At 63.4% G+C, this 26,643-nt stretch carries 28 protein-coding genes and 1 tRNA gene; 17 read left to right on the forward strand and 12 right to left on the reverse strand.

The genetic code is table 11. The annotated features are described in order from the left end of the window. Positions 1–180: 180 nt before the first annotated feature. Together ndhO and KBY83_RS06560 are read left to right on the forward strand one after the other, a co-directional pair. The gene (gene ndhO / locus KBY83_RS06555; RefSeq protein ID WP_255018840.1) at positions 181–450 is read left to right on the forward strand and encodes an NAD(P)H-quinone oxidoreductase subunit O; all 270 of its coding nucleotides are present in this window, start codon (positions 181–183) and stop codon (positions 448–450) included. A 44-nt stretch (positions 451–494) separates the two neighbouring features. Beyond that, entirely contained in the window at positions 495–1,772 is a 1,278-nt protein-coding gene (locus tag KBY83_RS06560) for an O-antigen ligase (RefSeq protein ID WP_255018841.1), read from the forward strand. A 6-nt stretch (positions 1,773–1,778) separates the two neighbouring features. Here KBY83_RS06560 and KBY83_RS06565 read toward each other — a convergent pair whose 3' ends face one another. From KBY83_RS06565 to psbD, 3 genes are all read right to left on the reverse strand, one after another. Next, positions 1,779–2,429, reverse strand: a complete 651-nt coding sequence (locus KBY83_RS06565) for a J domain-containing protein (protein WP_255018842.1) — start codon at positions 2,427–2,429, stop codon at positions 1,779–1,781. A 227-nt stretch (positions 2,430–2,656) separates the two neighbouring features. Then, a complete protein-coding gene (locus KBY83_RS06570) occupies positions 2,657–4,210 on the reverse strand; it encodes an iron uptake porin (protein ID WP_255018843.1) in 1,554 nt (517 codons plus the stop codon). Positions 4,211–4,639: 429 nt separating this feature from the next. Next, positions 4,640–5,695, reverse strand: a complete 1,056-nt coding sequence (gene psbD / locus KBY83_RS06575) for a photosystem II D2 protein (photosystem q(a) protein) (RefSeq protein WP_254960822.1) — start codon at positions 5,693–5,695, stop codon at positions 4,640–4,642. A 178-nt stretch (positions 5,696–5,873) separates the two neighbouring features. Here psbD and KBY83_RS06580 point away from each other — a divergent pair, with 178 nt between their 5' ends. The 4 genes from KBY83_RS06580 to KBY83_RS06595 all read left to right on the forward strand — a co-directional run bounded on the left by KBY83_RS06580 (position 5,874) and on the right by KBY83_RS06595 (position 7,952). Then, on the forward strand, positions 5,874–6,137 hold the full coding sequence (locus KBY83_RS06580; RefSeq protein WP_254943121.1) for a hypothetical protein: 264 nt from the start codon (positions 5,874–5,876) through the stop codon (positions 6,135–6,137). A 33-nt stretch (positions 6,138–6,170) separates the two neighbouring features. Then, positions 6,171–6,854, forward strand: a complete 684-nt coding sequence (locus tag KBY83_RS06585) for an ABC transporter ATP-binding protein (RefSeq protein ID WP_255018844.1) — start codon at positions 6,171–6,173, stop codon at positions 6,852–6,854. Positions 6,855–6,883: 29 nt separating this feature from the next. Then, positions 6,884–6,955 (forward strand) — tRNA-Asn (locus tag KBY83_RS06590). Positions 6,956–7,226: 271 nt separating this feature from the next. Further along, a complete protein-coding gene (locus tag KBY83_RS06595; RefSeq protein ID WP_106632641.1) occupies positions 7,227–7,952 on the forward strand; it encodes a response regulator transcription factor in 726 nt (241 codons plus the stop codon). Here KBY83_RS06595 and KBY83_RS06600 read toward each other — a convergent pair whose 3' ends face one another. The 3 genes from KBY83_RS06600 to KBY83_RS06610 are packed head-to-tail and all read right to left on the reverse strand — an operon-like array spanning position 7,953 to position 11,885. Continuing rightward, the gene (locus tag KBY83_RS06600) at positions 7,953–8,903 is read right to left on the reverse strand and encodes a DNA polymerase III subunit delta' (RefSeq protein WP_106632642.1); all 951 of its coding nucleotides are present in this window, start codon (positions 8,901–8,903) and stop codon (positions 7,953–7,955) included. It abuts the gene before it with no gap. Then, positions 8,900–9,580, reverse strand: a complete 681-nt coding sequence (tmk, locus tag KBY83_RS06605) for a dTMP kinase (protein WP_255018845.1) — start codon at positions 9,578–9,580, stop codon at positions 8,900–8,902. The genes KBY83_RS06600 and tmk overlap by 4 nt, the downstream gene beginning before the upstream one ends. Further along, a complete protein-coding gene (locus KBY83_RS06610; RefSeq protein WP_396093564.1) occupies positions 9,570–11,885 on the reverse strand; it encodes a heavy metal translocating P-type ATPase in 2,316 nt (771 codons plus the stop codon). The genes tmk and KBY83_RS06610 overlap by 11 nt, the downstream gene beginning before the upstream one ends. A 77-nt stretch (positions 11,886–11,962) precedes the next feature. Between KBY83_RS06610 and KBY83_RS06615 the strand changes: the two genes are divergently transcribed. Further along, positions 11,963–12,484 carry a photosystem I assembly protein Ycf3 gene (locus tag KBY83_RS06615; protein ID WP_255018846.1) on the forward strand — a complete coding sequence of 174 codons (522 nt, stop codon included), beginning with the start codon at positions 11,963–11,965 and terminating at the stop codon, positions 12,482–12,484. A gap of 6 nt (positions 12,485–12,490) precedes the next feature. Here the strand turns inward: KBY83_RS06615 and radA are convergent, their stop codons facing one another. Continuing rightward, a complete protein-coding gene (gene radA, locus KBY83_RS06620) occupies positions 12,491–13,990 on the reverse strand; it encodes a DNA repair protein RadA (protein WP_255018847.1) in 1,500 nt (499 codons plus the stop codon). Between the two features lie 112 nt (positions 13,991–14,102). Here radA and rpaB point away from each other — a divergent pair, with 112 nt between their 5' ends. The 5 genes from rpaB (at position 14,103) to KBY83_RS06645 (ending at position 18,899) form a co-directional block, all read left to right on the forward strand. Further along, the gene (gene rpaB / locus KBY83_RS06625; RefSeq protein ID WP_106632647.1) at positions 14,103–14,873 is read left to right on the forward strand and encodes a response regulator transcription factor RpaB; all 771 of its coding nucleotides are present in this window, start codon (positions 14,103–14,105) and stop codon (positions 14,871–14,873) included. Further along, positions 14,854–16,185 (forward strand): phosphate acyltransferase PlsX, encoded by a 1,332-nt coding sequence (gene plsX / locus KBY83_RS06630; RefSeq protein WP_255018848.1) that lies wholly within the window; start codon positions 14,854–14,856, stop codon positions 16,183–16,185. The genes rpaB and plsX overlap by 20 nt, the downstream gene beginning before the upstream one ends. 79 nt (positions 16,186–16,264) lie before the next feature. After that, positions 16,265–17,257, forward strand: a complete 993-nt coding sequence (locus tag KBY83_RS06635) for a beta-ketoacyl-ACP synthase III (RefSeq protein WP_255018925.1) — start codon at positions 16,265–16,267, stop codon at positions 17,255–17,257. A gap of 38 nt (positions 17,258–17,295) precedes the next feature. Continuing rightward, a complete protein-coding gene (gene fabD, locus KBY83_RS06640; RefSeq protein WP_255018849.1) occupies positions 17,296–18,189 on the forward strand; it encodes an ACP S-malonyltransferase in 894 nt (297 codons plus the stop codon). Next, positions 18,186–18,899: a 1-acyl-sn-glycerol-3-phosphate acyltransferase gene (locus KBY83_RS06645; protein WP_255018850.1), complete on the forward strand. Its 714-nt coding sequence runs from the start codon at positions 18,186–18,188 to the stop codon at positions 18,897–18,899. The genes fabD and KBY83_RS06645 overlap by 4 nt, the downstream gene beginning before the upstream one ends. On the opposite strand, the gene KBY83_RS06650 is transcribed toward KBY83_RS06645, so the two are convergent. From KBY83_RS06650 to KBY83_RS06660, 3 genes are read right to left on the reverse strand one after another with little or no spacing between them, the layout of a single operon-like run. Next, positions 18,841–19,506 (reverse strand): YdcF family protein, encoded by a 666-nt coding sequence (locus KBY83_RS06650; RefSeq protein WP_255018851.1) that lies wholly within the window; start codon positions 19,504–19,506, stop codon positions 18,841–18,843. The genes KBY83_RS06645 and KBY83_RS06650 overlap by 59 nt on opposite strands. Beyond that, positions 19,506–20,120 (reverse strand): tRNA (adenosine(37)-N6)-threonylcarbamoyltransferase complex dimerization subunit type 1 TsaB, encoded by a 615-nt coding sequence (gene tsaB / locus KBY83_RS06655; RefSeq protein WP_255018852.1) that lies wholly within the window; start codon positions 20,118–20,120, stop codon positions 19,506–19,508. The genes KBY83_RS06650 and tsaB overlap by 1 nt, the downstream gene beginning before the upstream one ends. Positions 20,121–20,130: 10 nt before the next feature. Then, a complete protein-coding gene (locus KBY83_RS06660) occupies positions 20,131–20,382 on the reverse strand; it encodes a Ycf34 family protein (RefSeq protein WP_254941425.1) in 252 nt (83 codons plus the stop codon). Positions 20,383–20,410: 28 nt separating this feature from the next. On the opposite strand from KBY83_RS06660, the gene KBY83_RS06665 reads away from it, so the two are divergent. From KBY83_RS06665 to KBY83_RS06675, 3 genes are all read left to right on the forward strand, one after another. Then, complete coding sequence (locus KBY83_RS06665) at positions 20,411–21,712, forward strand: CCA tRNA nucleotidyltransferase (protein WP_255018853.1); 1,302 nt, start codon at positions 20,411–20,413, stop codon at positions 21,710–21,712. 68 nt (positions 21,713–21,780) lie between these two features. Next, positions 21,781–22,209: an RNA-binding protein gene (locus tag KBY83_RS06670; protein WP_106632655.1), complete on the forward strand. Its 429-nt coding sequence runs from the start codon at positions 21,781–21,783 to the stop codon at positions 22,207–22,209. A gap of 65 nt (positions 22,210–22,274) precedes the next feature. Beyond that, the gene (locus KBY83_RS06675) at positions 22,275–23,195 is read left to right on the forward strand and encodes an alpha/beta fold hydrolase (protein WP_255018854.1); all 921 of its coding nucleotides are present in this window, start codon (positions 22,275–22,277) and stop codon (positions 23,193–23,195) included. Here the strand turns inward: KBY83_RS06675 and KBY83_RS06680 are convergent. Beyond that, positions 23,183–24,088: a phytoene synthase gene (locus KBY83_RS06680; protein WP_396093569.1), complete on the reverse strand. Its 906-nt coding sequence runs from the start codon at positions 24,086–24,088 to the stop codon at positions 23,183–23,185. The genes KBY83_RS06675 and KBY83_RS06680 overlap by 13 nt on opposite strands. Before the next feature lie 8 nt (positions 24,089–24,096). Beyond that, complete coding sequence (gene pds / locus KBY83_RS06685) at positions 24,097–25,470, reverse strand: 15-cis-phytoene desaturase (RefSeq protein ID WP_255018856.1); 1,374 nt, start codon at positions 25,468–25,470, stop codon at positions 24,097–24,099. Positions 25,471–25,575: 105 nt separating this feature from the next. Between pds and KBY83_RS06690 the strand changes: the two genes are divergently transcribed. Both KBY83_RS06690 and KBY83_RS06695 read left to right on the forward strand, forming a co-directional pair. Continuing rightward, a complete protein-coding gene (locus tag KBY83_RS06690; RefSeq protein WP_255018857.1) occupies positions 25,576–25,953 on the forward strand; it encodes an NAD(P)H-quinone oxidoreductase subunit M in 378 nt (125 codons plus the stop codon). Further along, complete coding sequence (locus tag KBY83_RS06695; RefSeq protein WP_255018858.1) at positions 25,950–26,636, forward strand: DUF3172 domain-containing protein; 687 nt, start codon at positions 25,950–25,952, stop codon at positions 26,634–26,636. Before KBY83_RS06690 ends, KBY83_RS06695 begins: the two co-directional genes overlap by 4 nt. Positions 26,637–26,643: the final 7 nt, after the last annotated feature.

Below are 26,643 nucleotides of genomic sequence, written 5' to 3' on the forward strand. Positions count from 1 at the left end.
TCATAGTGGATGAACGGAGCTGCGCAATCAGCTTCCAAGCAGTCATCTCTTGACTGCTCCTGTTCACCCTCCGGAAAGGGTCACAGGACCTCCTGAGTTACACCACTCGGAGGGGCGCTACCGACGAGCTGGTCTGGACTGCCCGAAGCGCCTTAAGCTGAGCCAACAGACAAATGAAACATGGCTGACGCCGCCCCAGCACCTGCCGCCCAGCCGCAAGTACAGACGCAAGCTCAGACGCCCCTGAAAAAGGGCAGCCTGGTGCGGGTAGACAAAGCTGCTTACATCGGCAGCCTGGAAGCCAACGCGAGCGATGCACTGCCGGCTTACTTGGCAGAAGGCCCCGGCGAAATCCTGGCCATCAAGGGTGACTATGCCCAGCTGCGCTGGCGACGCCCGGTGCCGGATGTGTGGCTGCGGCTAGACCAACTGGAGGTCTTTCCTGCTTGAACAGACTTTCCAGCCTTGTGACCTTTGGCAACCTTGGTAGAGCGTTGACTCTGACCAACCTTTGCCGGTTGTTTGCGCTTCTGATGGTGGCCTGGCAGCCCTTCCCGGGGGAATACCGAGTGCCACTGGTGGGGTCAGCCCTGCTGGGCTTAGCCCTTACCTGGCGCGGCGAATGGCGAGCGGTTGCTGAACCTGCCAAACGGCTGGGCTTGCTGCTGCTGTGTTTACTGATTCCAGGGTTGCTATCAATTCCCACATCACTAGCTCCTAGCAAAAGCTGGGGTGAAATCGCCTCAGTTGTATTGGTTGGGCTGGCCGGCCTGAGCGTGCTCTACGGGCTCCGCCGCCAGCAAGATCACAGCTGGCTGCAGACTGGTCTAGTGATAGTGATTGCCGCTTGGATCGGCGATGGCCTACTGCAAGCTCTCACCGGCGCAGATGTATTTGGAATCACGCCAAAAGCAGAAGGAATGATTAATGGGCCGTTCACCACTAACGGCATTTTCGGCATAATCGTGGCAGCAATGACCCCACTGGTGCTGTGGGAGCCTCTAAAACAACGCCAGCGCTGGGCCATTGCCCTACTAAGTGGAATTGTAATAACGGTGACTCTCTCGGGCCAACGCAATAATCTATTACTACTGGGCTTAGGCCTGATCGCACTATCGAGTCTCTGGAGTAGGCGCACCCGCCTAATTGGCTTAGCAATATTGGTGGCAACCGTAGTTGCTGTATATCCATTTGCACCAACCCTTCAACAACGATCGAGCTGGATGATCTCCTCCGGAAGCGAAATGGTCGCCTCACTTCAGGGGCTACGCGAAAATCCAAGCGATGCCAAATCAAGCAAGCGACTGTTTAATTCTTTAAACCGCTTCACCTCCGACAGAGCTTTTCTTGTTGACGCAGGGCTAAAAATGATTCAAGATCGCCCCCTTACCGGCGTTGGCATCAATGCATTCCGCCCTGCCTACCCGCTATATGCCCAGCTCACTCCCCATGGCCATCGAGACAAGCCCACCCATGCCCACAACATTTACCTAGAGCTAACAGCCGAAACAGGGTTAATTGGCCTTGGCGGCCTCCTGCTAGCAATAGCACTTGGCTGGCGCTGGTTTGCGCTGGCATGCCACGAAAGACAAAGAATGGCAGCACCCTATGCAGCAACATTACTGGTAATGCTTTTCCCACTAACAACCCACACCGTTTTATTTGCAGCGTTTTACTTCTGCCTCCTGATAATGGTACTAGGAGGTTTTTTGGCGGCCCTCTTTTCTCCAGAGGCAGTCATTGCCGCGCAAATTGAACCCACACCAAGTTAAATTAACTCAACCAGCTAACTCCCGCCGCTGGGACTGCAATGACTGACGGCGCAGTCGAGCCTGCTTCAGAAGCTCCCTGCCGTCGTGCAGATATGAATCCACGTAGCCCATGGTGTAGCGCTCCAGTTCAGTGAGAGCGTCTTTCACCAAGCTGAGGCAGTGATAAAGATCGAGGGCAAATGCTTGCCCCCCTGGTGGACATACCTGAGAGCGGTAGATCAACTCAACCTTGTCGATGCGGGCCTGGCCCTGCTCGAGAAAGGCACAGAATGACTCCATCAAGGTGTCGTCGTAGGGATCGGCGGAGAGGGCCTTGAGCTGGGCTGGGAATGGGTTGATCACTTGAGCCAGAAGCCGATCAATCGGCGCATACACCTGCTGCAACCACTGCTGCAACACGGCATCAGTGGCAGCGCTGCGTGTCGACTGAGCACGGGCCCGCTTCACGGAAAAGCTGGCGCCAGCAGGATCTAAAGAGGTGGGCGCGCTGAGGTCGTAGCGACGGCGGCGATCGGCATCGCGTAATACCTCCCAGGCTGCGTTTAGGGCCAGGATTGTGCGGTCATCGCCGCCAGCATCCGGGTGGTGCTGCTTCACCAGGGCCCGGTAGGCGGCCTTGATTTCAGCGCCGCTGGCAGTGGGTGAAACACCCAGCACGCGATAAGGATCTGCAGTGGGTTCAGCAGCAGCCAGGGCGAGGCCTCCGCGAGCAAAGGAATTGTTGATGACTTTAGGAACTCACGCACCACTGCCTGCGGATATCGCTGCGGCTGCCCAACAAAAAACCCCGGGGTGAGCCGGGGTTGATTGAGGTGTGTGTTGAGAAGTGGAGGAGGAAAGGACCGGAGGTGTGTGAGGAATCCGGCCCAGTTGTGTTCTGAGGATCAGAACTTGAAGGTGGTCTTCAGCACTGCGCCGAAGCTGTCCTCGTTGGACACGTTCGCGAAGTTGATGTTGTTAGCACCACCATTCTCGATCCAGAAGATCGCTGGGGTCACGCTGATGTTGTCGGTAACCTGGAACTTGTACCAGACTTCCAGACCGAACTGGTTGAGGTCGGTGTTGTTCTCACCCAGGCCGATGCCGAAGGCGTTGCCCTTGATGACCGCGTCAGCCCACTGCAGGCCAACCATCCAGGACCAGGTGTCGTCGGAGGAGTTGGAACCGTTGAACTGGCTGGCACCAACGCCTGCACTGATCGAAGGCAACCAACCAGCCTGCTCAGGCTGCCAATAGGCGCTGAAGCCGTAGTTGTTGGTGCCACTAACGTCATAGCCAAAAATTTGGCCAGAAGCAACGTTAAGCGAACCGAAGGACGTTGCAGCCTCGGTGTAGTTGTAGGCAAAAGCGGTACCCCAGTTCTTAGCGGCATAGCCGACTTGAACCGTGGTGGTGCTGCCATCCCCAAAGCCGCCGCCGAAGCTCACGCCGTTGAGGTTGTAGTAGGAGGAAGAACCAGCGCTGTACTCGTTAGAAACGTAGTTAGCACTGATGCTGAAGCCGTCCTTTTCGTACCAGAGGCCGACACCGGCACCCAGGTTCAGGTTGTAAGCGGCGTTAGCACCACCGTAAGTGAAACGATCCAGGATCGAATCAGCGGGGTAAACGCTGGGCCACATGGCCAGCATGTCGTCTTGACGGACTTTGGCACCGAAGGTACCGGTGAAGTTCTCGCCGATGGGGAACTGATAGAACAGGCGGTTGATGGCCACCATGTCGGTGCCACCTTCTTCCTGGTAGCCGACTTCCATGGCTGCAGAGCCAGAGCCACCGAACACAGAGTTACCGAAGTTACCGGCGCGCAGGGTGGTGCGCAGCAGGTCCTTACCGGTAAAGCTGGTGTCGAAAATCAAGCGGACGTCGTAGTTGAAGGCGACGCGCTCAGCTTGAATAGAACGAGCACCCAGGGTGGGGACCGAACCATTCGAGAGGTCGGAGTCAACGAAGTTGTTAACAGTACCGTTGGAAGCACCGCCCACGGTGAAGGTGGCGATACCCTTCAGCTTGGTGGTGGTGGAGAACTGGTTAGCTTCCAGCTCGCCCACTTTGGCCTCGAGGCCATCAACGCGACCCTTGAGGATGGCGAGTTCCTTCTCGAACTCGGCCATCAGCTTCTTGAGCTCGTCGGTCACTTCGGTGACGCGGTCGAGACAAGCGTTGAGCAGAGCAGCTGCTTCGAAGCGGGTCATGGCCTTGGCTCCCTTGTAGGTGCCGTCGGGGTAACCAGCGACGCAGCCGTAGCGCTCAATCAGGTTGGACAGAGCCTGGTAAGCCCAGTCGGTGGGCTTGACGTCAGAGAACTGGGAGATGCTGGTGACTTGCTCCTCGGAGGCGTACTTGTTGACGCCGTCCAAGTTGAGCTCAGCTGCGGTAGCGGCCACGGGGGCCAGCAGACCAAGGGCTGCAGGTGCAACCAGGAGTTGCTTAAAGAGTTTCATGGGTTCCTCACACGAGATGGCGCAATGCGCCAACCCCATAATCACCCCTTATCACAGCAGCAGCACCTGGGCCTGTGCCACTGCGCACAATGACACGCGCCCCCAAAAACGATGCCCCCGACGGGCACTGGGCTCGTCGGGGGCTCTCGCCGGGTCCGCTATGGCGCGGAACCGTTTGATCAGGAATCAGGCGCCGAAATCAGCCGGCGTTCTCCGCGATCAGCAGACCCTGGGTGAAACAACTGGAACTCACGGGCACCTCCTCCTCTGGGGATTGGAGCCAGCCGGCGATGCATTCGGCAGGATCAGCACCCGAAGGTCCAGATCTTGGCCACATCACTGCTGACAGAACTCGCGAAATTTAGCCAATAAAAAAGCGCCCCCGTGGGGGCGCTGAGGGTGATTTCGGATATCAAAACCAGGCTTCGATCAAAGAGCGTTTCCGCGGGGCAGAACCTCTTCAGGGAAGACGAAGTTTTCATGCGGCTGGTCAGCCGGTGCCATCCAGGCACGCAGACCTTCATTCAGCAAGATGTTCTTGGTGTAGAAGGTTTCAAATTCGGGGTCCTCAGCTGCGCGAATCTCCTGTGACACGAAGTCATAGGCGCGCAGGTTGAGGGCCAGGCCGATGATGCCGATGCTGCTGGTCCAAAGACCCATCACCGGCACAAACAGCATGAAGAAGTGCAGCCAGCGCTTGTTGGAGAAGGCGATCCCGAAGATCTGGCTCCAGAAGCGGTTGGCGGTGACCATTGAATAGGTCTCTTCTTCCTGGGTTGGCTCGAACGCCTTGAAGGTGTTCGACTGGTCGGAGTCCTCAAACAGGGTGTTCTCAACCGTGGCGCCGTGGATGGCGCACAGCAGGGCACCGCCGAGGATGCCGGCCACTCCCATCATGTGGAAGGGGTTGAGCGTCCAGTTGTGGAAGCCCTGCAGGAAGAGCAGGAAGCGGAAGATTGCAGCCACTCCAAAGGAGGGAGCAAAGAACCAGCTGCTCTGGCCCAGCGGATACATCAGGAAGACACTGACGAACACCGCAATCGGGCCGGAGAAGGCGATGGCGTTGTAAGGACGGATGCCAACCAAGCGGGCAATCTCGAACTGACGCAGCATGAAGCCGATCAGGGCGAAGGCGCCGTGCAGGGCAACGAAGGGCCAGAGGCCACCGAGTTGACACCAGCGCACGAAGTCGCCTTGGGCTTCTGGGCCCCAGAGCAACAGCAAGCTGTGACCCATGGCATCAGCAGGGGTGCTGACGGCGGCGGTGAGGAAGTTGCAGCCCTCTAAATAGGAGCTGGCAATTCCGTGGGTGTACCAGGAAGTGACAAAGGTGGTGCCGGTGAGCCAGCCACCCAAGGCCAGATAGGCCGTGGGGAACAGGAGCAGACCAGACCACCCCACAAATACGAAGCGGTCGCGCTTGAGCCAGTCATCGAGGATGTCGAACCATCCCCGCTGCGGCGCGCGGCCTAAGGCGATCGTCATGAGAGCGGCTTCATGAAGCGTTACATCGGAATACTACGGGTCACAACCGTCAGGTGCGCAAACCCGCCGCAACGCTGAGCAGATTTACCTAGGGGCCGCCAGTTGCGTTTTACCCAAGTCGCTTCTTGCACCATGGGGGACGGGATTCGCCACAGTGGGGCCAGCCCAACCCCCTTCCATGTACGTAGTCGAGCTCTCCCTCAAGCTCAGCCCCATGCCTGTTGCCGTTCAGCGCAAGGAGTTGAACGATGCCCAGGTCCTCTACAACCAGGTGCGGCAGGTGCTCGAAGGCGATGGCCCCCGACTGCTGGAACTCACTTGCGAGAAGGAGGAGGAAAAGCGGATCACCTTGCTTTGCAGTGAAGTGGTGGCGGTGCAGCTGTACGAGAAATCAGCCATGGGTAGCGGCGGCAAGCGCCCCGGTTTCAGCTTCGACAGCTGAGCTGCCACGGCATCGCGCTGGAGCCACCCGGTCATGACGACTCCTCTCACCGTTGAGCGCCTGAGCTTCGCCTGGCCCAATGGCCGCCCAGCCCTGCGTCACTGCAACCTGCAGATCCCGAGGCCAGGGCTATGGATGCTGGTGGGCACAAATGGCAGCGGCAAAAGCACATTGCTGCGGTTGATCGCCGGCCTGCTGGAGCCCCGCAGCGGCCGTATTAGCGCTGCCGGCAAGGCTGCACTCGTTTTTCAAAACCCAGACCACCAGCTGCTGCTGCCCAGCTGCGCCAGCGACCTGCAACTAGGCCTGCCAGCAGATTTAGGCGACGATCAACGGCGCTCGCGAGTGGCCGAATCCCTTGCCCAAGTGGGGTTAGGCGGTTTTGAAGAGCGGCCGATCCACACCCTCAGCGGCGGCCAGAAGCAGCGCTTGGCCATAGCCGGCGCCCTTGCCAGCGACGCCGATCTAGTGCTGCTGGATGAACCAACCGCCCTGCTAGATCCCGACAGCCAAAACGGGGTTTTGCAGTTGCTCTGGCAGCTCACCCACCGGCCCGCAGCCCCACTCACTGCCCTTTGGATCACCCACCGGCTTGAGGAGCTGCATCACTGCGATGGCGCCGCCTTGATGGAGCACGGCTCAGTGGGGAGCTGGCAGAACGGACAGCAGCTAGCCCAGCGCTTGGCCCCCTTGCAGGGCGGCAGGGCCGAAGGGTAAGGTCTTCGAACCGGTTTGATCCGGCTTGTTCCTCGGTAGCTCAGCGGTAGAGCGATCGACTGTTAATCGATTGGTCGCAGGTTCGAATCCCGCCCGGGGAGCTTATTCACCAAACCGCAGCCCTTGGGTTGCGGTTTTTTATTGCCCGCGCCGCAACAAAAAACCAGGAAGAAATCCTGAAGATCCGGCCAAAGATGACAGCTGCAGGGCTTGCCCCCACTGGCCTGAGTCAGGTGAACGGGCGCGATCAGCCCAAAAGAATCGTTTCAGCAAACCTTCTATCAGCGGCCGGAACTAGCCCTTTCGGGCAAAAACGGAGAAAATGCGCTGAAGTTCGCTGCGGCAGTAGCGATTGCTCCACCACCTCATTCTATGAAGCCTTGCATCCTGCTGATCGAAGACGACAGCGACATGCGCGAGCTGGTGGCAGGCCACCTGGAGCATGGCGGCTTCGACGTTCAGCGGGCCGAAGACGGCATCAAGGGCCAGGCCCTTGCTCTTCAATACAGCCCTGATCTGATCCTGCTGGATCTGATGTTGCCCAAGGTGGACGGCCTTACCCTCTGCCAGCGGCTACGGCGCGATGAGCGGACTGCCAAAATCCCGATCCTGATGCTCACGGCCCTCGGCAGCATCAAAGACAAGGTGAGCGGTTTCAATTCCGGCGCCGACGACTATCTCCCTAAGCCCTTCGATCTCGAGGAGCTGATGGTGCGGGTTAAGGCGCTGCTGCGCCGCAGCGACCATGCCCCCCTCTCCACCAAGCACAACGAAATCCTCAGCTACGGCTGCATCACCCTGGTGCCGGAGCGCTTTGAAGCCATCTGGTTTGACAAGCCGGTGCGCCTCACCCACCTGGAATTCGAACTGCTGCACTGCCTGCTGCAGCGCCACGGCCAAACCGTGGCACCTTCCCTGATCCTCAAGGAGGTGTGGGGCTACGAACCTGACGACGACATCGAGACCATCAGGGTGCACGTGCGCCACCTACGCACCAAGCTCGAGCCCGATCCCCGTAAACCCCGCTTCATCAAAACGGTGTACGGCGCCGGCTACTGCCTGGAGCTACCCAGCGAACGCCAAGCCCAGGCCAGCTGATCAGATCCCCGCCAACTCCAGCAGGGCCACTTCCCAGGCCAGCCGCGGCTGCACGTAGGCGCGCAGCTGGCTACGCAGGCGTTCCAGACGCTGGAGCTGGGCTGCCGGGGCCTGCCGCCTCCATAAAGCCAGCTGCCACCAGCCAAGCAGCCATAGCTGTTGTTCAGCATCAAGGGCCTCGGCCAGATCCCTTGCCAGGGCCAGGGCCTGAAGGGGCTCCGCAGCTGCTGCCAAATCCAGCAACCTTGCCGCCAGCCCCTCAGGCAGGGCTGCCCAGGCCTGGCGGCAACGCAGCAGGCCCCCCGGCGAACCTGCAGCCAGCTCCAGTAGTTCAGGTGGATCGGCCGTTGGGGCGGGCTCACCGCAGCGCTCCAGCACCACCGCCAGCTGCTCGGAGCTGAGCCGGGTGAAGGGGATCTGCTGGCAGCGGGAGCGAATCGTGGTGAGCAGCTGCTCTGGCTTCGCCGCGATCAGGATCAACAGGCCCTCGCCGGGCTCCTCCAGGGTTTTGAGCAAGGCATTGGCTGCCCCCTCCGCCATCGCCTCGGCGTCCTCCAGCACCACCACACAGCCCCTGGCTTCCACGGCCCGGCGGGATAAAAAGCGCGAAACGTCGCGAATCTGCTCAAGCCGCAGCTGGGGTGCAGCCCGGCGCGCCAAGCCCAGCTCCTCGGCCTTGGAAGCCGGCACCAACTGGCCTTTGTCCTGATAGGTGGGCTCGACCCAGAGCAGATCCGGGTGGTTTCCCTCCTGCAGACGCCGGCGGATACCGGCATCGCCCTGAAGCCCTGCCAGCACACCCTCCAAAAAGCGCAACGCCGCCAACCGCCGCCCGACGCCATCTGGGCCGGCAAACAGATAGGCCGGCGCCAGCCGCCCCTTAACCAAGGAGGCCTCGAGCAGGGCTACGGCCCTGGTCTGACCAAGCAGGTCCTCAAACAGGGCCGTCATGGGGGCGAACCAGCCGCAAGCTCGGCCAGCAAGCCGCAGCAGGCTGCCGCCACCTGCTCCGGTGCCCCGGTGGCATCAACCCGCCGCCAGCCCCGCCCTGCGGCCAGGGCCGCAAAACCCTCGATAACCCGCTGCAGAAAAGCCTCGCCGCTGGCCTCGATGCGATCGGCAGTGCGCTCACCGCGGCGGCGCAGGGATTCGGCCAGGGGCAACTCCAGCCAAAGAGTGAGATCGGGGGCCAGGCCTCCCGTAGCAAGCTCCTCCAGCTGGGCGATACGGGCCAGGTCGAGGCCGCGGCCATAGCCCTGATAGGCCGCCGTAGAGCCGCTGTAGCGATCGCTCAGCACCCAATGGCCGGCCGCCAGAGCCGGCCGAATGCATTGCTCCACATGCTGGGCCCGATCGGCGGCGTAGAGCAGCAGCTCGGCCATTGGCTCCGGCGCCGCCTCACCCGGGGGGTGCAGAAGCAGCTGACGCAGGGCGGCCCCCAGGGCAGTGCCACCCGGCTCCCGGGTCACCAGCAGCTCCACCCCAGGTGCCAGCAAGCCACTAGTGGGCAACCAGCGGCGTACAGCCTCGATCTGGGTGCTCTTGCCACAGCCATCGATGCCCTCAAGCACCACGAACCGGCCTTGGGGAGCCACTGCCGGCTCTGACACCTGGAAATCAGCTGTCATGGGTCCTCCCATCCTGCAACAACAGGGCATTTGCCACCACCGTGATCGAGCTAAGGGCCATCAGCAGGGCAGCCAGCGGCGGGGTGAGCATTAGCCCAAAGCCGGGCAGCAACACACCGGCCGCCAGGGGCAGCACGATCAGGTTGTAACCAAAGGCCCAAGCAAGGTTTTGGCGCACCTTGGCCATGGTGCGGCGGGCCAGCAGCAGGGCCCGCACAATGCCGTCAAGCTGCTCGCCCATCACCACCAAATCGGCACTGTCCTGGGCGATCTGGGTGCCCGTGCCGACGGCGATGCCAAGGTCTGCCGCAGCCAGGGCAGGGGCGTCGTTGATGCCATCACCCACCATCGCCAGGGCCCCGTAGGCCGGATGCTTCAGGATGCGCTCCAGTTTCTGCTCGGGCCGCAGTTCCCAGGCCAGCTCGGCCTCAGCCAGACCCAGCCTGCGGCCCAGCTGCTGCACCGGCTCACGCCGATCGCCACTGAGCAGGCCAAGCTCCAGATCCATGCCCCGCAGGGCTGCCAGCACCGCCGCCGCATCCGGGCGGGGCTGATCATTGATTGCTACTAATCCGAGCAGGCCCAGCTGGTCGTCGGCCACGGCCAGCACGCTGGCCCCGTGACACTCGAGTAGAGCCTGGCGGGCAAGCAATGGGGCTGAGGGCGCCGGCTCCACCCAGGCCAGCCTTCCAACCCGCAACCGCCTGCCCTCAACCAAGCCCGCCACGCCTTCACCGGCTGTGGTGTGGGAATCACCCAGCTCAAACAGCGCCAGATCACGGCGTTGGGCTTCCTGCAGCAAGGCCTGGCCCAGGGGATGGCGACTGCCAGCTTCAAGGCTGGCAGCCAGTTGCACCAGCCGATCGGCATCAAGATCAGCGAGGGGCTCCACCGCCGCCACCAAGGCACGCCCCAGGGTGAGGGTGCCGGTTTTATCGAACAGCACAGCCTGGAGCCGGGCAGCGGTTTCAATCGCATCACCACCGCGAAACAGCAAACCCTCCCGGGCCGCCCTACCGGTGCCCACCGTGATGGCGGTGGGGGTAGCTAGGCCCAGGGCGCAGGGGCAGGCCACCACCAACACCGCAATTGCTAATTGCAGGGCCAATGCAAAGGGGGTTTCGGCGCTGGTGCCGAGCACCCCATGGCCGGAGTGGCCCCCGGCATGACCGGCGGCATGGGGGGAGTTGAGCACCTGGGGCCAGATCTCGGTGCCTAGCAACCACCAAAAAAGCAGCGTCGCCACCGCTAAAGCCAGCACCACCAGGGTGAAGCGCCCGGCGATCCGGTCCACGAGGGCCTGAATTGGCGCCTTGCGCGCCTGGGCCCGCTCCACCAAATGGATGATCCGGGCAATGGCGCTGTCGGCCCCACGGCGACTCACCTCCAGCACCAGGGGCGCTTCCAAATTAAGGCTGCCGGCGGCGAGCTCGCTGCCGGCAGCGGCCTGCAGCGGAAGCGGTTCGCCGGTAAGGCCTGAAACATCCACCGCCGAGCAGCCCTCCAGCACCACGCCATCAACTGGCACCCGGTCTCCGGGCAGCAACCGAACGCGGTCACCGGGGCGCAAGCCGCCAACCCGCACCGGACGTGACGGCCCATCGCCAAGCAGCAGCAGGGCGGTGTCAGGTTGGAGATCAGCGAGCTGCTCGAGGGCACGGCCGGTGCGAAAGCGGGCCCGTTCCTCCAAAAAGCGGCCCAGCAGCACAAAGCCAAGCAGCATCACCGGCTCATTGAAAAAGCAAGGCCAGCCGGTTTGGGGCCAAAGGAAGGCCACCAAGCTGGCCCCATAGGCACTGAATACCCCCAGCCCCACCAGGGTGTCCATGCTGGGCAAGCCGGCCAGAGCTCCCTGGATTCCCCGCACCAAAATTGGCCGCCCGGGCCCTGCCAAAGCTGCAGTGGCCACCAAGGCGTGAATCCAGAGGTCACCTAGCCCCGCCCCTGGCAGATGGCCGAGCACGGACACCACCAGCAGCAGCAGGGCCACCACCAGCTGGCGCCACTGCTGCCACCAGCTGCGCGCCCGCAGGCGCTCCCGACGACTCGAAAACTCGATTTCAGTGGAGCGCAGTCGCGCCTGGAAACCCAGCTCTGCCAAGGCCTCAACCAGGATCCCTTGATCCGCTTCCGCAGAGGCGAGATCGACCCAGGCAGTGCGGGTTAAGAGGTTGACGCTGGCCTGGCGCACCCCGGGCTGATCCAGCAGGCGCTGCTCCACGGCCCGCACGCAGCCACCGCACTTCATCCCCTCGATCTCCAGCAGGAGGGGCTCCAGCAGAGGCGGCTCCTGGAGCGAGTGCAAGGCCAAGCAGGTAAAGGAGTCGGCCCAGGCTAGGGACATCCGCCAGGATGGGCCCACGAAGTCCGCAGACCCAGCCCGTGCCCCGCAGTCAGCGCAACGACAACTTCATCGATAAGAGCTTCACGGTGATGGCCGACTTGATCCTCAAGGTGCTCCCCACCAACCGTCGCGCCAAGGAGGCCTTCGCCTACTACCGCGACGGCATGAGCGCCCAGGCCGACGGCGAATACGCAGAAGCCCTTGAGAACTACGAGGAGGCGCTAACCCTCGAGGACGACCCCAACGACAAGGCTTTCATCTTCTACAACATGGCTTTGGTGTTTGCCTCAAACGGTGACCATGCCAAAGCGCTTGACTTCTACGGCCAGGCCCTGGATCTCAACAGCAAGATGCCCCAGGCCCTTAACAACATGGCGGTGATTCACCACCACTTGGGCTCGATCGCCGAAGAGAGCGGCGATGCCGATGAAGCTGACCGCTGTTTCGATCAGGCAGCCGACTTCTGGGGCAAGGCGATCCGGCTGGCACCAAACAACTACATCGAAGCCCAGAACTGGCTCAAAACCAGTGGCCGCGGCAGCGTCGACGTGTATTTCTAAACCGGATTAACCCCGGTCGTCGGCCGGATTCACCCCAAGGGCGGCTACCAGCGCCTCAGCCACGCCACCGGCTTCCAGTAGCTGCAGACCAAACCCAGCGGCCGCCTTAGCCAGGCCCGTGCCCCTCGGCACCACCGCCCTGGTGAAGCCCAGCCGCGCCGCCTCCTGCAGCCGCAGCTCCAGCTGCCCCACGGGCCGCAGCTGGCCGCCCAGGCCCAGCTCCCCCACCAGCACCGTGCCGGGCGGCAGGGTGAGATCGCGGTAGCTAGCCACCACCGCCGCGGCCACGCCGAGATCGGCCGCAGGCTCCTCCACCTCCAGCCCACCGGCCACCGCCAGGTAGCAGTCAAAGCGCGACAGGGGCAGGCCCAGGTGCTTTTCGAGCACGGCCAAGATCTGGTGCAAGCGATTAACGGCGATGCCGGTGGCGCTGCGGCGCGGGCTGGCGTAACTGGTGGTGCTCACCAGGGCCTGCATTTCCACTACCAGGGGTCTGGTGCCCTCGCAGGCCACGATCGTGGCGGTGCCGGCGCTGGGTTCATCGCCGCCGAGAAATAGCTCGCTGGGGTTGGTCACCTCGGCCAGGCCCCGATCACGCATCTCGAAAACGCCCAGCTCATGGGTGGCGCCGAAGCGGTTTTTCACCGCCCGCAGCAGCCGGTGGCTGGCAAAGCGGTCGCCCTCAAAGGTGAGCACCGCATCCACCAGGTGCTCGAGCACCTTCGGGCCCGCCAGGGCGCCCTCCTTGGTCACGTGGCCCACCAGCAGCAGGGCGGTGTCCTGGCGCTTGGCGATGCGGGCCAGGGCGGCGGCACATTCCCGCACCTGGGACACCGAACCAGGGGCGCTGCCCAGTTCGGCGTCATGGAGGGCCTGAATAGAATCAATAATCGCCACCGCTGGCCGCAGTGCCTCCAGCTCCTGCAGCACCAGCTCCAGATCGGTTTCGGCGAGCAACTGAAAATCAGCCCCAGCTTTGGATTCGCCAGCTTCGGGTTCGCCAGCTTCGGGTTCGCCAGCTTCTGGTTGACCAGCTTCTGGTTGAGCAGGAGACGCCTCGGCCAGGCGACGCCAGCGCAGCTTCACCTGCTGGGCCGACTCCTCCGCACTCACGTAGAGCACCGACGCCCGACCCGCCATAGCGCGGGCGCTCTGCAGCAGCAGGGTGCTCTTACCAATTCCCGGGTCGCCGCCCACCAGCACCAGGGAGCCGGGCACTAAGCCTCCGCCCAGCACCCGATCGAATTCGCCGTAGCCGCTGCTAAGCCGCTGCAAGGCCCGCTCGCCCACCGCTTGGATCGGCTCGGAGCGTCGCGGCTGGCCGGCCACAACGGCTTCAGCGGCAGCAGCCTCGGCCACCGGCCGCCGGCGCCGACTGTCGGCCGCCGGAGCAGCTTTTTGCTCCACCAAGGTGTTCCAGCTACCGCAGCTGGCGCACTTGCCAAAAAACTGGCGGGCCTGGGCTCCGCAGCTAGTGCAAACAAAAAAAGTGCTGGGCTTGGCCACGAACTAAGGGCTGAGGAGAGAGGGCTGTATGAAGAAAGGTGGCATTGAATAAATTTCGCCCCCTCCCGCCTTTTCAGTGGGGGTTATCTGATGTAGCAGCCCGGCTGCAGTGATGACGGCATCCGCCCCAACCACCACCCTCGGGAACAATCACGGCAAGGAAATAATCCTTGTTGTCGACGACGAAGCCAGCATCCGGCGGATCCTGGAGACCCGGCTATCGATGATCGGTTATCAGGTGATCACGGCCTGCGACGGCATCGAGGCCCTGGAATTGTTCAAGACCACTCAGCCGGATCTGGTGGTGCTCGACGTGATGATGCCGAAGCTTGACGGCTATGGCGTCTGCCAGGAGCTCCGCAAGGAATCGGATGTGCCGATCGTCATGCTCACCGCCCTAGGCGATGTGGCAGATCGCATCACCGGCCTCGAGCTCGGCGCCGACGACTACGTGGTGAAACCCTTCAGCCCCAAGGAGCTCGAAGCCCGCATCCGCTGCGTGCTGCGCCGGGTGGAGAAGGACTCCATCGCCGGTTCTCCCAATTCCGGGGTGATCACGGTGGGCGAACTGCGCATCGACACCAACAAGCGCCAGGTGTATCGAGGTGATGAGCGCATCCGCCTCACCGGCATGGAATTCAGCCTGCTGGAGCTGCTGGTGAGTCGCAGCGGCGAACCCTTTAGCCGGGGTGAAATTCTCAAGGATGTGTGGGGCTACACCCCGGAGCGTCACGTGGATACCCGGGTGGTGGATGTCCACATTTCCCGTCTGCGCTCCAAACTGGAGGATGATCCGGCCAACCCCGAGTTGATCCTCACAGCTCGCGGCACCGGTTATTTGTTCCAACGCATCGTTGACGCCGTTGCCTCCGAAGGGACCTGAAAAGCGCGCCAAGCCCAGCCGGGCCATCCGCCGGCTGGTGATCTGGTATCGCCGCAACGCGGCGGTAACCAGCCTGGTGGATAGCGCCACTTCTGCCGCCAGCTCCGCCGCCAACACTGCTGGCAATGTGGCTGGCACCGCCACCAGCGTGGCCGGCAACATGGCCAACACGGTGCTGCAGCCGCTGGTGTTCGACCCCCTACGCCGCCTGCAACGGGGCCTGGGCGGACCGGGCGAAGACACTCCGATCAACGACTCCGACCGCCTCTGGGTAGCGGTGGATGGCATGGGTGGGGACCACGCCCCTGGACCAATTCTGGAGGGCTGCCTGCGGGCCGTGGAATTGTTGCCCCTGCGGGTGCGTTTCGTGGCCGAAACGGCCCTGCTACAGGCCGCTGTGACCGCCATGGGCCTCCAGGACGAACTCAACGAAGCTGTGGCTCGCGGCCTGATCGAGCTTGTGGCCAGCGGCCCCTCGGTGGGCATGAACGAAGAGGCCACGGTGGTGCGCAAGAAGCGCGACGCCAGCATCAACAAGGCCATGGATCTGGTGAAGCAGGGCGAGGCCACGGCGGTCTATTCCGCTGGCAACTCCGGCGCCGTGATGGCTGCGGCGATATTCCGGCTGGGCAGACTCAAGAGCATCGATCGCCCGGCCATCGGCGCCCTATTCCCCACCAAAGACACAGAACAGCAGGTACTGGTGCTCGATGTGGGCGCCAACATGGATTGCAAGCCCGCCTACCTGCACCAGTGGGCGCTGCTTGGGCACATCTACAGCCGCGATGTGTTGCAGGTGGCCCAGCCCCGCATCGGCCTGGTGAATATCGGCGAAGAGGAGTGCAAGGGCAACGAGCTCTGCCTGCGCACCTACCCCCTGCTGGCAGAAGAAGAGCGCTTCACCTTCGCCGGCAACTGCGAAGGGCGCGACATCCTCTCGGGCCAGTTCGACGTGGTGGTGTGCGACGGCTTCACCGGCAACGTGCTGTTGAAGTTCCTGGAATCCGTGGGCAGCGTGCTGCTGGATGTAATCAAAGAGGAACTGCCCAGGGGCCGCCGCGGCAAGGTGGGCTCGGCCTTCCTGATCAACAACCTGCGCCGCATTAAAAAACGCCTCGACCATGCCGAACATGGCGGCGCCCTACTGCTCGGGGTTAATGGGGTATGCGTAATCGGTCACGGCAGCAGCAAGGCTCTCTCGGTGCTCAGCGCCCTGCGCCTGGCCCACTCCGCCGCCAGCCACGGTGTGATGGCCAACCTCCACGCCCTCAGCGAAGCGGGCAGCCCCGAAACGCCAGTCGCCTGTGATTGACTGAGCCAACTGTGGGCCTTTCCCGGTGTCGCTCGGCGGAGTCAACACACCAGAACTAAACGCAACGGGCCTGCTGGGCATGGCCTTAGTTGGATGCGGCAGCGCAGTGCCAGCCGCCAGCATCACCAATCAGCAACTCAGCGAGAGGGTTGACACAAATGACGAGTGGATCCGCACCCGCACTGGCATTAGGGCCCGCCGGATCGCAGGCCCCAGCGAATCCCTCACCTGCCTAGCCAGCCGCGCCGCCCAAGCCGCCCTCGACCATGCCGGCTGGAGCCCAGACGATGTCGACCTGATCCTGCTGGCCACCTCAAGCCCCGACGATTTATTCGGCACGGCGCCGCGGGTGCAGGGGACCTTAGGCGCCAGACGCGCGGTGGCCTTCGATCTCACCGCCGCCTGCAGCGGCTTTCTCTTTGCCTTGATCACCGCCAGCCAGTATTTGGGCAGCGGCACCATGAAGCGGGCTCTGGTGATCGGCGCCGACCAGCTCAGTCGCTGGGTCGACTGGGACGACCGCAGCACCTGCGTGCTGTTTGGCGATGGTGCCGGCTCCGTGGCAGTGGAGGCTTGCGGAGCGCAAGACAACGGCCTACTGGGTTTCCGCATGCGCTCCGACGGCAGCCGCAACGGCTGCCTAACTCTTGCCCAGCTGGATAAACACGCACCCCTGCTCGGGGAGCTCACGGCCCAGCGGGGCGGCTTTGCCCCGATCCAGATGAACGGCCAAGAGGTCTACAAATTTGCGGTGCGAGAAGTGCCGGCAATCCTCAGCGAGTTGCTGGAAGCCACCGGCACCGCCCCCGAGCAACTCGACTGGCTGCTGCTGCACCAGGCCAACCAGCGCATCCTCGACGCCGTTGCCGACCGCTTCGCCATAGACCACAGCCAGGTGCTGAGCAACCTGGCCCTCTACGGCAACACCTCGGCCGCCACGATTCCATTAATGCTCGATGAAGCCGTCAAGGACGGCCGGGTGCAGCCTGGCCATCTGCTGGCCAGCAGCGGCTTCGGCGCCGGCCTTAGCTGGGGTGCAGCTCTCCTGCGCTGGCAGGGCCCCACCGACTGAGACCTAATCTCCTGCCGACTTAGTTTGAGGGTGAAGGCATGGGCATTGCCTGGGTGTTTCCTGGCCAGGGCTCGCAGAAAGTGGGCATGGCAGAGCCGGTGCTGCTGCTGCCTGGCGCCCGGGAGCGTTTCGAGCAAGCCTCAGCCCTGCTGGGCCGTGACCTGCTGGCGATCTGCTCAGGCACGGCGGGTGGCGGCGACCTAAGCGATCTCAACGACACCCGCAACACCCAACCGGCCCTATTTGTGATTGAAAGCCTGCTGGCAGAATCCCTGCAGGCCCAGGGACGAATGCCCCATCTAGTAGCTGGCCACAGCCTGGGCGAGCTGGTCGCATTGCATGTGGCGGGGGTGTTCGACTTCGCCACCGGTCTGCAGCTGATGAAAAGCCGCAGCACCTTGATGGCCGCTGCCGGCGGCGGCGCCATGACGGCGGTGATGGGCTTCGAGCGGAGCGAACTGGATGACCTGGTGGCAGCCACCGAAGGGGTGGTTGTTGCCAACGACAACAGCGACGCCCAGGTGGTGCTCTCCGGAAGCGCCGAGGCGGTGGCAGCCGTCAGCAGCAGCTTGAAGTGCAAACGGGCGATTCCCTTGGCCGTTAGCGGTGCCTTCCACTCCCCCTTCATGGCGGCGGCGGCCACCGCCTTTGCCACCGAGCTGGAATCGGTGGCCTTCGCCGATGCGGCGATCCCCGTGCTCAGCAATACCGATCCCAGCCCCGAAACCAACGCCGCCGCGCTCAAGGCCCGCCTTGTGCGTCAGATGACCACCGGCGTGCGCTGGCGTGAAACCATGGCGCAGTTCGGGGCTCTGGGCATCGATATCGCTGTGGAGATTGGACCTGGAGCCGTGCTCAGCGGCCTAATCAAACGCAGCTGCCCGGGCATCCAAACCGCCCAGATCAGCAGCGCCGCCGACCTGGCCCTATGAGCCAATCAAGCCAGCCGCCGGCCCTGATCCGCACACCGCCGCCGAGCCTCACCTACCGGCTGATCAGCTATCTGCTGGTGTTTCCGATTTACCGCTTGTTGTTTCGCGGCCGCACCGCTGGCAATGGCAACGTGCCAAGACAAGGGGCTTTGGTGGTGGTGGCGAACCACGGCTCCCACCTTGACCCCCCCCTACTGGGCCACGCCCTTGGCCGGCCAGTGGCCTTCATGGCCAAGGCAGAGCTGTTCAGGGTGCCGATACTCGGCGCCATCATCCGGGCCTGCGGCGCCTACCCGGTGTCCCGAGGTGCCAGCGACCGCGAGGCCATCCGCACCGCCACCAACCGCCTGCTCGAGGGTTGGGCCACCGGCGTATTCATCGACGGCACCCGCCAGAGCAATGGCCGGGTGAATGATCCCCAGGCTGGCGCCGCCCTGCTGGCGGCCCGAGCCGGCGTGCCCCTGCTGCCGGTGGCGATCATCAACAGCCACCGGGCCCTGGGGCCTGGGCAAGCGGGGGCACGGCTACTGCCCATTCACATCCGCATTGGCACGCCAATTGCACCACCCGCCTCACGGCGGAGAGCCGACCTCGACGTCGCCACGGCCGCCTGTCAGGCCCAGATCAATGCTCTGCTCGACCAGGGTTTGATCAATGGCCGCCAGCTGGGCCCAGCTGGCCAGGCAGGCGAGCTGCCGCCCAGTCCTTGAGGTCTCGGCCACTCAGCACCCACAAGGCAGCCCGGAGTCCATCGCCCCACACCTTGCGCCACCCCTCCGGCTGACATCTATCACCACAGGAAACCGGCACCGGAGTGAGGTGGATGCCGCGGCTGCCGGCCACGATCCTTCCCACCAGCAGAGCCCGGTCCATGTGGTCACTGCTGGTGACAAGCAGGGCGTGGCGAATGCGGGCTTGGCGCAGATCGTCCACCAGGGAGGTGAAATTGGAAAGGGTGTCGCGAGCTCGGTAGTCGAGCTGCACCTGGTGGGATGGCAAGCCCTGGCGTTGCTCAAACAACCAGTGGGCATATTCAGGATTACTGCCGCCACTGACCACCACCGGCAACCCCCGGCGGGCCGCCAAAGCCGCCGCCTCCCGCTCCCGCGCCAGATCGCCGCCCAGCACCAGGATCATCTGGGCTGGCGGGGGCGCCGGCCACCACCAACCGCGCGACAGCCAAAGAAAACCACCAGCCAGCAGCAGCGCCACCAGCCCCCAGGGGCTGGGGCGAGGCCGGCGAGAGCGCCGCTTGCGGGAGCGCCCCTGAACACGGCGAAGGGGAGGGCGCTGCAGCGGATCGGGTTGGGACACCATCAGAGCCCCGCAACCGGCGAAGTGGGGTAGGAGGGCAACACGGGCTGCCAGGGGGCTGCCAGGCCCCTATCTGCCGCCTGCACGCTTAGCTCAAGCAACTGCTCAACGTCGTTGGGCAGCAGGGCCGCGGCGGAGAGCTGGGGACCCGGCGGCAAGGGCGTATCTGGGGCAAACAGCCGGGGCGCCTGCAACTCGATGATGGCGCGATCTGGGCCAGCAGGGGCATAAAGCCCAGCCACCACACCGCGGCGCGGCAGCTCCTGCACCAACCAGGTTGGCTCGCCAATCCCCAGCCGCCGGGCCACCAGCAAAAAGCTGCCCACCCCGTCGAGGGGCAACTGCAACTGTTGGGCCAAGGTGCGGGCCAGCACCACCGTGAGCCGGGTGCCGGTGAACCCACCTGGACCAGTGGCTACCGCCAGGCGGCTGAGCTGGGGCCACTGCTCAGCGGGCAATAGCTGTTCAATGCAGCTGAACAGCTGATTGGAGAGCTCGCGGCCGAGGGGAAAGGCGCGCACCACAGTGCGGCCCGCCAGAGCGCTTGGCCCGTCAAGCCAGCGAACTCCTACACCGAGCACCTCACTGGAGCTGTGCAAGGCCAAAACGGCAGCCATCAGCTTGTCCTCATCGCGGCAGAGCTGCGCCTGGGCAGAGACGCTGCCAGCGGCCCGCATCCCGCTGAAAACTGCCGCAGGCGCGCACGTCCCACTCCACTCCCACCCCACCTGCGGGAAGATCCTGCACCTGCACGTGAATGCGTGGCTCGGTCGGGCTGAGATCGGGCTCCAGGCAGAGGTGGGGTGCACCGTGCTGACGCTCCACCGCGTGGTAGGCCTGACAGCGGTCGACCCAGTGGCAATCCACGCAGATGCACATGCTGCCCAGGCTGAGCCAGGAACCCATTGTGACGGCTCACCGCCCCACTGGCGAGGTGGCAGAAGAGCTGTGGCAGCGCCTGCTGGCCGAGCCCTGGCCCCTGCCCCGAGAAGCCCTGCCACCTGGCACGGCCCTGGTGGGCGGCGCCGTGCGCGATGGTCTGCTGGGGAGCCTGGAGCGCAAGCCGGACCTGGACGTAGTTGTGCCTGGAGATGCCCTAGCCCTGGCCCGCCAGCTGGCCAGGGACCATGGCGGCACCTGCGTGGTGCTGGATGCGGAGCGCAGCATCGCCCGGCTGGTCATGGGGGGCTGGAGCCTCGACCTGGCCCGCCAGGAAGGTTCAAGCCTGGAAGCGGACCTGAGGCGCCGGGACTACACAATCAATGCCATCGCCCTGCCCCTGCCCGCCGCCGGCGCCGCCGCGGCAGCCCTGGTGGACCCCACCGGCGGTCTCAGCCACCTGGGCAGCCGCCAGCTGGTGGCGGTGAGCGAAGCAAATCTGCTCGCCGACCCCCTGCGCCTGCTGCGAGGCATCCGCCTGGCCTGCTGCCTGAACTTTGAACTAGACCCCACCAGCCGCCGCTGGATTGAATCCCATGCCAACCAGCTCGCCCAGGTAGCCGGCGAACGGGTGCTGGCGGAGCTGGAGAAATTGGCTTGCGCTGCCTACGGAGAAACGGGCCTGGCCCTGGCCCTGGAATGCGGCCTTTTAGGAAGTTGGGGCGCCGATGCCACTATCACGGGTACAACTGCGACGGGTGCAACCGCCCTGAGCGCACTGGGCCTGGATCAAGCCCAGGATCGGGGCCTGGAAGCCGAAGAAATCTCTTGGGCCCTGCCTCTTGCGCGCCTAACTGCCCTGCTGCCCCCCGAAGCTCTGGCCGGCCTACGCAGCAGCCGCAGGCTGCAGCAACGCAGCCGGGCCCTGCGCCACTGGCGCCAGGAGCTGGGCTCAGTGGGTGGCTGGGATGGGCTGCCGGAGGCTGGACGCCTGGCCCTATGCAGCGAATTAGAGGCCGATCTGCCCGCCCTGCTGCTACTGCTTCCCGAGTCGGCGGCGGGCCTGCTGGAGCGCTGGCGCCTGCCAAGCGACCCCCTATTCCATCCAGCACCGCCCCTAGATGGCCTCAGCCTGCAGCAGGAGCTGGCGATTCCCCCAGGCCGCCTGCTGGGGCGACTGCTCGCACACCTGACCCTCGAGCGAGCTTTCGGGCGCCTGGTTGCAGGGCCCGAGGCCCATGCTGAAGCCCGCGCAGAAGTGCTGGCGGCGGCACAAAGCTGGTGGCAGCAACACGCCCGGGAGGGAGGCGAGGACCGGCGGCGTGATTAACTTTCTGATGTAAAGGCGCTTCGAGAGGCTTCTCCTCGCCTGCAGAAAGTTTTTCTTCCCCCTTCCCCATGAGCATTCGCCTCTACGTCGGCAACCTGCCGCAGACCTTTGATGCCAAGGAGCTCGAGGCTCTGTTCAGTGCCGTGGGTGAAGGAGTTCGTTTCAAGGCCGTCAACGACCGCGACACCGGCGCTTGCCGCGGCTTCGGCTTTGCAAATGTCGAAGATCAAAAGACTGCCGAAACGGTGATCGAGCAGCTGAACGGCAAGGATTTCGGCGGCAATGCCATGCGTATCGAAATCTCTGAGCGCAAGGACAGCCGCAGCCCTGCCCCCGGCGAGCGTCGCCCCGGCGGCGCGGCTCCCACCGCTGCCCGCAAGGCCGTCAATAAGGTTGTGCACGCCGACAACGTCGACAGCGAAGCTCCCGATCCCCGCTGGGCCGGCGAACTGGCCAAGCTCAAGGACCTGCTGGCTAATCAGAAGGCTGCGGTCTGAGCCAAGCACTTACTGATACGGATCCGATCCCCAGCGACTGGAACTGGCAGGGACATCGGATCCACTTGCTTGCAGCGGGCTCGCCGAGCAGCACCGACCGGGTTGTTCTTATCCATGGCTTTGGGGCGTCTGTGGGCCATTGGCGCCACAACCTGCCGGCCCTCGCTCCCCATGCCCGGGTGATCGCCCTCGACCTGCTGGGCTTTGGCGCCAGCGATAAGCCTGTTTCGCGATTAGCTCAAGAGCCGCCAAGGCAGGGCGCTGTTCAGTACTGCTTCGACCTCTGGGGCCGCCAGGTAGCCGACGCGGTGAGGCAATTACTTCTGGCCGAACCTGGCAGCAGCCCAGCCCAGCCCCGCGTGCACCTGGTGGGCAACTCGATCGGCGCGATGGTGGCCCTCACCGCCGCCAGGCTGTTACTGGCAGAGGGTTTCCCACCCTTTCAGGTGATCCTGATCGACTGCGCCCAGCGCACCCTCGACGACAAACGGGCGGCCCAGCTGCCGGGCTTGGAACGGGCCAGTCGCCCCCTGGTGAAGCAGCTGGTGCGGCAGCGCTGGGTGATCGCACCCCTGTTTCGCCTACTGGCTCAGCCGGCCTTCATTCGCAGCGTGCTGGCGCGGGCCTACCCGAGTGGTGCCCACATCGACGACGAGCTGGTAGCCCTGCTGCACCGGCCCAGCACCGATCCAGGTGCCACGGAAAGTTTTCGCGGCTTCGTCAACCTGTTTAACGACCACCTGGCCCCCGATCTGCTGGCCGACCTAAGCGCCGCCACATCAGCGCTGCCGGTGCGCATGATCTGGGGGGAAGCCGATCCCTGGGAGGATCCAGCCGAAGCGCGCCGCTGGGCAGAGCAATACTCATGCATTCAGGTTCTACGCGTGCTGCCAGGGCTTGGACATTGCCCCCACGACGAAGCACCTGAGCTGGTGAATTCAATTCTGCTGGAGTGGATTAAAGGCGGCGCTACTCAGCGCACCTGAGCGACCAGATAGGAAAAAGGTAGATCGAATAGCTTGCCAGCCCTAGGCACAAAGGCTCGCTTGTTAAAAACGTCGTAGTGGTGCTCCTCTATTACATCAAGAATGCCCCTATAAAGCCGCAGCGATGCCCATACGGGCCATCGAGCGTCGGGAGCAAGCCAGCGCACGCCTGCCTCTGAGCGAGCAAACCACATTCGAGCTCTCTCCAGCTGAAATCGCATCAGGGCACGCCAATTATCGTTAACAGTGCCCGCAAGCAATTCGGCTTCGCTGTAACCAAATCGCTCCAGATCTTCCTGGGGAAGGTAGATACGCCCTCTAGAGCGATCTTCGCCCACGTCGCGAAGAATGTTGGTGAGCTGGTTGGCGATGCCGAGGGCTACAGCTGCGTGGGAGGTATCCGGCCGATCACTCCAAGGGGCGCTTGTATAGGCAGGATCCAATCCCATCACCTCCTGAGTCATCAGGCCAACGGTGCCTGCCACCCGGTAGCAGTAGAGCTCTAGATCTTCGAAGGTGGGGTAACGGTGCAGGCGCAGATCCATCCTCTGCCCCTCGATCATGTCTAAGTAAGCCTGCAGGGGCTGGGGATAACGCTCCATCGTGTCCCGCATAACTAGATCGAGACCATCACAAACCTCGCCAGCAAACAGACCCCTAGTGCGCGCCTCCCAGGCATCTAGGCGATCTGCGAGCTCTGCCACAGGACGGTCCTGTGCCTCCGCACTATCCATCAGCTCATCTGTGCGGCGGCACCACACATAAATCGCCCAAATCGCCCGGCGCTTGGCCGGCGGCATCAACAAGGTGCCCAGATAAAAGGTCTTAGCCCACTCGGCCGTCTCCTGCCGGCAGGCCTCATAGGCCTCCTCCAAATTTGGGAGCGAGGACACCACCACGACTAGACCGCCGCACCAATCGCCTGGGCACACTGTTTACCGCTAAGCACCGCCCCCTCCATCGAGGCCAGATACCGCTGCATCGTGTAGCAGCCAGCCAGGAAAAAGTTGGGGATCGGCGAGGCCTGATCAGGCCGGAGCTGCTGGCAGCCGGGCACGGTCTTGTAGACCGACAGGGGCGTCTTCACCACGATCGACTTGCGCAGCTGGGCCTGATCATCACCGGTGAAGTGCATCGGGAACAGACGCTTGAGCTCCTCCATGGTGGCCGCCACGATGTCCTCGTCAGAGCGACCAATCCAGTCTTTGGCTGGGGCAAACACCAGCTCCAGCATCGAGCGCTCCGGATCCTCGTATTCCTTACAAGTATTGCTCATGTCTGCATAGACGCTCAGCAGCGGGCTACGGCTGAACAGCAGGTGGTCGATATCGGTGAGCTTGCGATCAAACCAGAGGTGAATATTGATCACCGGCACCCCATTGAGGCCATCGAGCTTCTTGAAATAGGGAATCTCCTTCCAAGCCTCAGGCAGCAGCAGCTTGAAGGGATCTACCGGCATGGCGCTCACGTAGGCGTCGGCCGTAAGCGTGCGGGGCTCCTGGCCCTTGATGCCACCAATCTGGAAAGCCTTCACCGTGCCATCGGCATTGAGCTCGATCTGGCGCAACGGGGAATTCAAGTGAACTTCCCCGCCACGGGCTTCGACGTAATCGACGATCGGCTGGCACAAGCGCTGCGGTGGGTTGCCATCAAGGAAGGCCATCTTGGAGCCATCACCCTCCTGCAGGAAGCGATTTAGGGCGGTGAGCACCACCGTGCTGGAAATTTCATCGGGATCGATGAAGTTCAGCGCTTTGGCCATGGCGATGAACACCTCGTCATTGACCCGCTCGGGAATGTTGTGCAGCCTCAGCCACTCGGTCCAGGAATACTTATCGCACTCTTCTACATATTGCTGGCCGCGCAAAATTGCCGGCACCAAGCCCATGCCGAAGGCAATCTTCTCGGGCCAGGTGAGCAGGTCGTTGTTGCTGAGAATGGCCGCCAAACCATTGAAGGGGGCGGGGATGTCGGGGAAGTCAAAGCGGCTGTAGGTGCCTGGCGTCTCCATTTGGTTGAAAATCATCGAGTGGCTTTTCCACTGCAGACGGTCTTCGATATCCAGCTCCTTAAACAGCTGGCGCATGTTGCGGTAGGCGCCGAAAAAGATGTGCAAGCCGGTCTCATACCAGTCGCCGTCTTCGTCCTGCCAGGCCGCCACCTTGCCGCCCAGCACGTCGCGGGCTTCCACCACCACCGGCGTATGGCCGGCATCACAGAGGTACTTCGCGCACGACAGCCCGGCGAGCCCTGCTCCGGCAATGACGACGCGCATACCAACTTTCAAAAATCCAGATGCAACCTTAAAGGGGGCGCCTGACCCCTGCGGCTGGGGGAGGTTTCTAGAGTTGAGGCATCGGGTGCCCGCAATCCCCTCCCCATGGCCGACTCACTCCCTGCCGAATCCCGCCCAGCAGAGACCTTGCTGAAGTCCACCACCCGCCATGTGCGGCTGTTCACCGCCCGGGTGGAGGACGGCAACCTGCTGCCTGATCCCAGCCAGCTCACCATGGATGTGGATCCCGATAATGAGTTCCTCTGGGACGCCCCGGTGCTGGCCAAGGTGCAAGACCACTTCCGCGAGCTGGTGGCCGCCCAAGCCGGCGCCGACCTCACCGAATACAACCTGCGCCAGATCGGTTCGGAGCTGGAAGGGCTAATTCGCCAGCTGCTCCAAGCCGGCGAGCTTCGCTACAACCCCGATGCCCGGGTGATCAATTACTCCATGGGCCTGCCCCGCAGCACGGAAAGCCTGTGAGCCGCTCCCGCTACAGCTCAGATCGCTACGCCGGTGAGCGCCCTGATGAGGGGCGTCCCCCCGGAGGGCGTTACGCAGAGGATGGCTATGAGCGGGGTGGTCGCCGCAATGAGCCCAGGCGGCCGGCCGGGGGCGGCAATAAAGGCGGTCTTAGTGGCAGTGGCCCTGGTGGAAGTGGTCCTGGCGGCACAGGCCCCTTTCAGTTCAACGTGGGCACCCTGGCGATCCTGGCTGGGGTGCTGGTCGTAGGAATCGGCATCGGCACCGCCATCTCCAGCACCACCCAGGGCGACCAGGGCAACATCGCCAGCAGCCAGCAGCTCGACATGGCGGTGCCCGATCCGGAGTTCTGCCGCCAGTGGGGCGCCAGTGCCTTCGTGATGGACATTGAGCTCTACACCACCATGAACCCAAGCTCCAGCTTCGTGACCCAGCCGGAGCTCAAGGCCGGCTGCGTTATTCGGCGTGAAAACTGGAGCGTGTTGCAGAAGGAAGGAGCCGTAACCAACGAACAGATGCGCCAGTGCAAGCAGCGCATGAACACCTTCGCCTACATCGGCTCAGTGAAAGACAAGCCAATCGTGCGCTGCGTCTACCAAACAGACACCAGCCAAAACAAATTCCTTACCAAGGGCGTGGCTGATGACACGGTGGGCGTCACCCCCGAAGCCGATCAGTTCTGAATCATCT

This window comes from Cyanobium sp. WKJ7-Wakatipu, assembly GCF_024345355.1.
Classification (GTDB): domain Bacteria; phylum Cyanobacteriota; class Cyanobacteriia; order PCC-6307; family Cyanobiaceae; genus Cyanobium_A; species Cyanobium_A usitatum.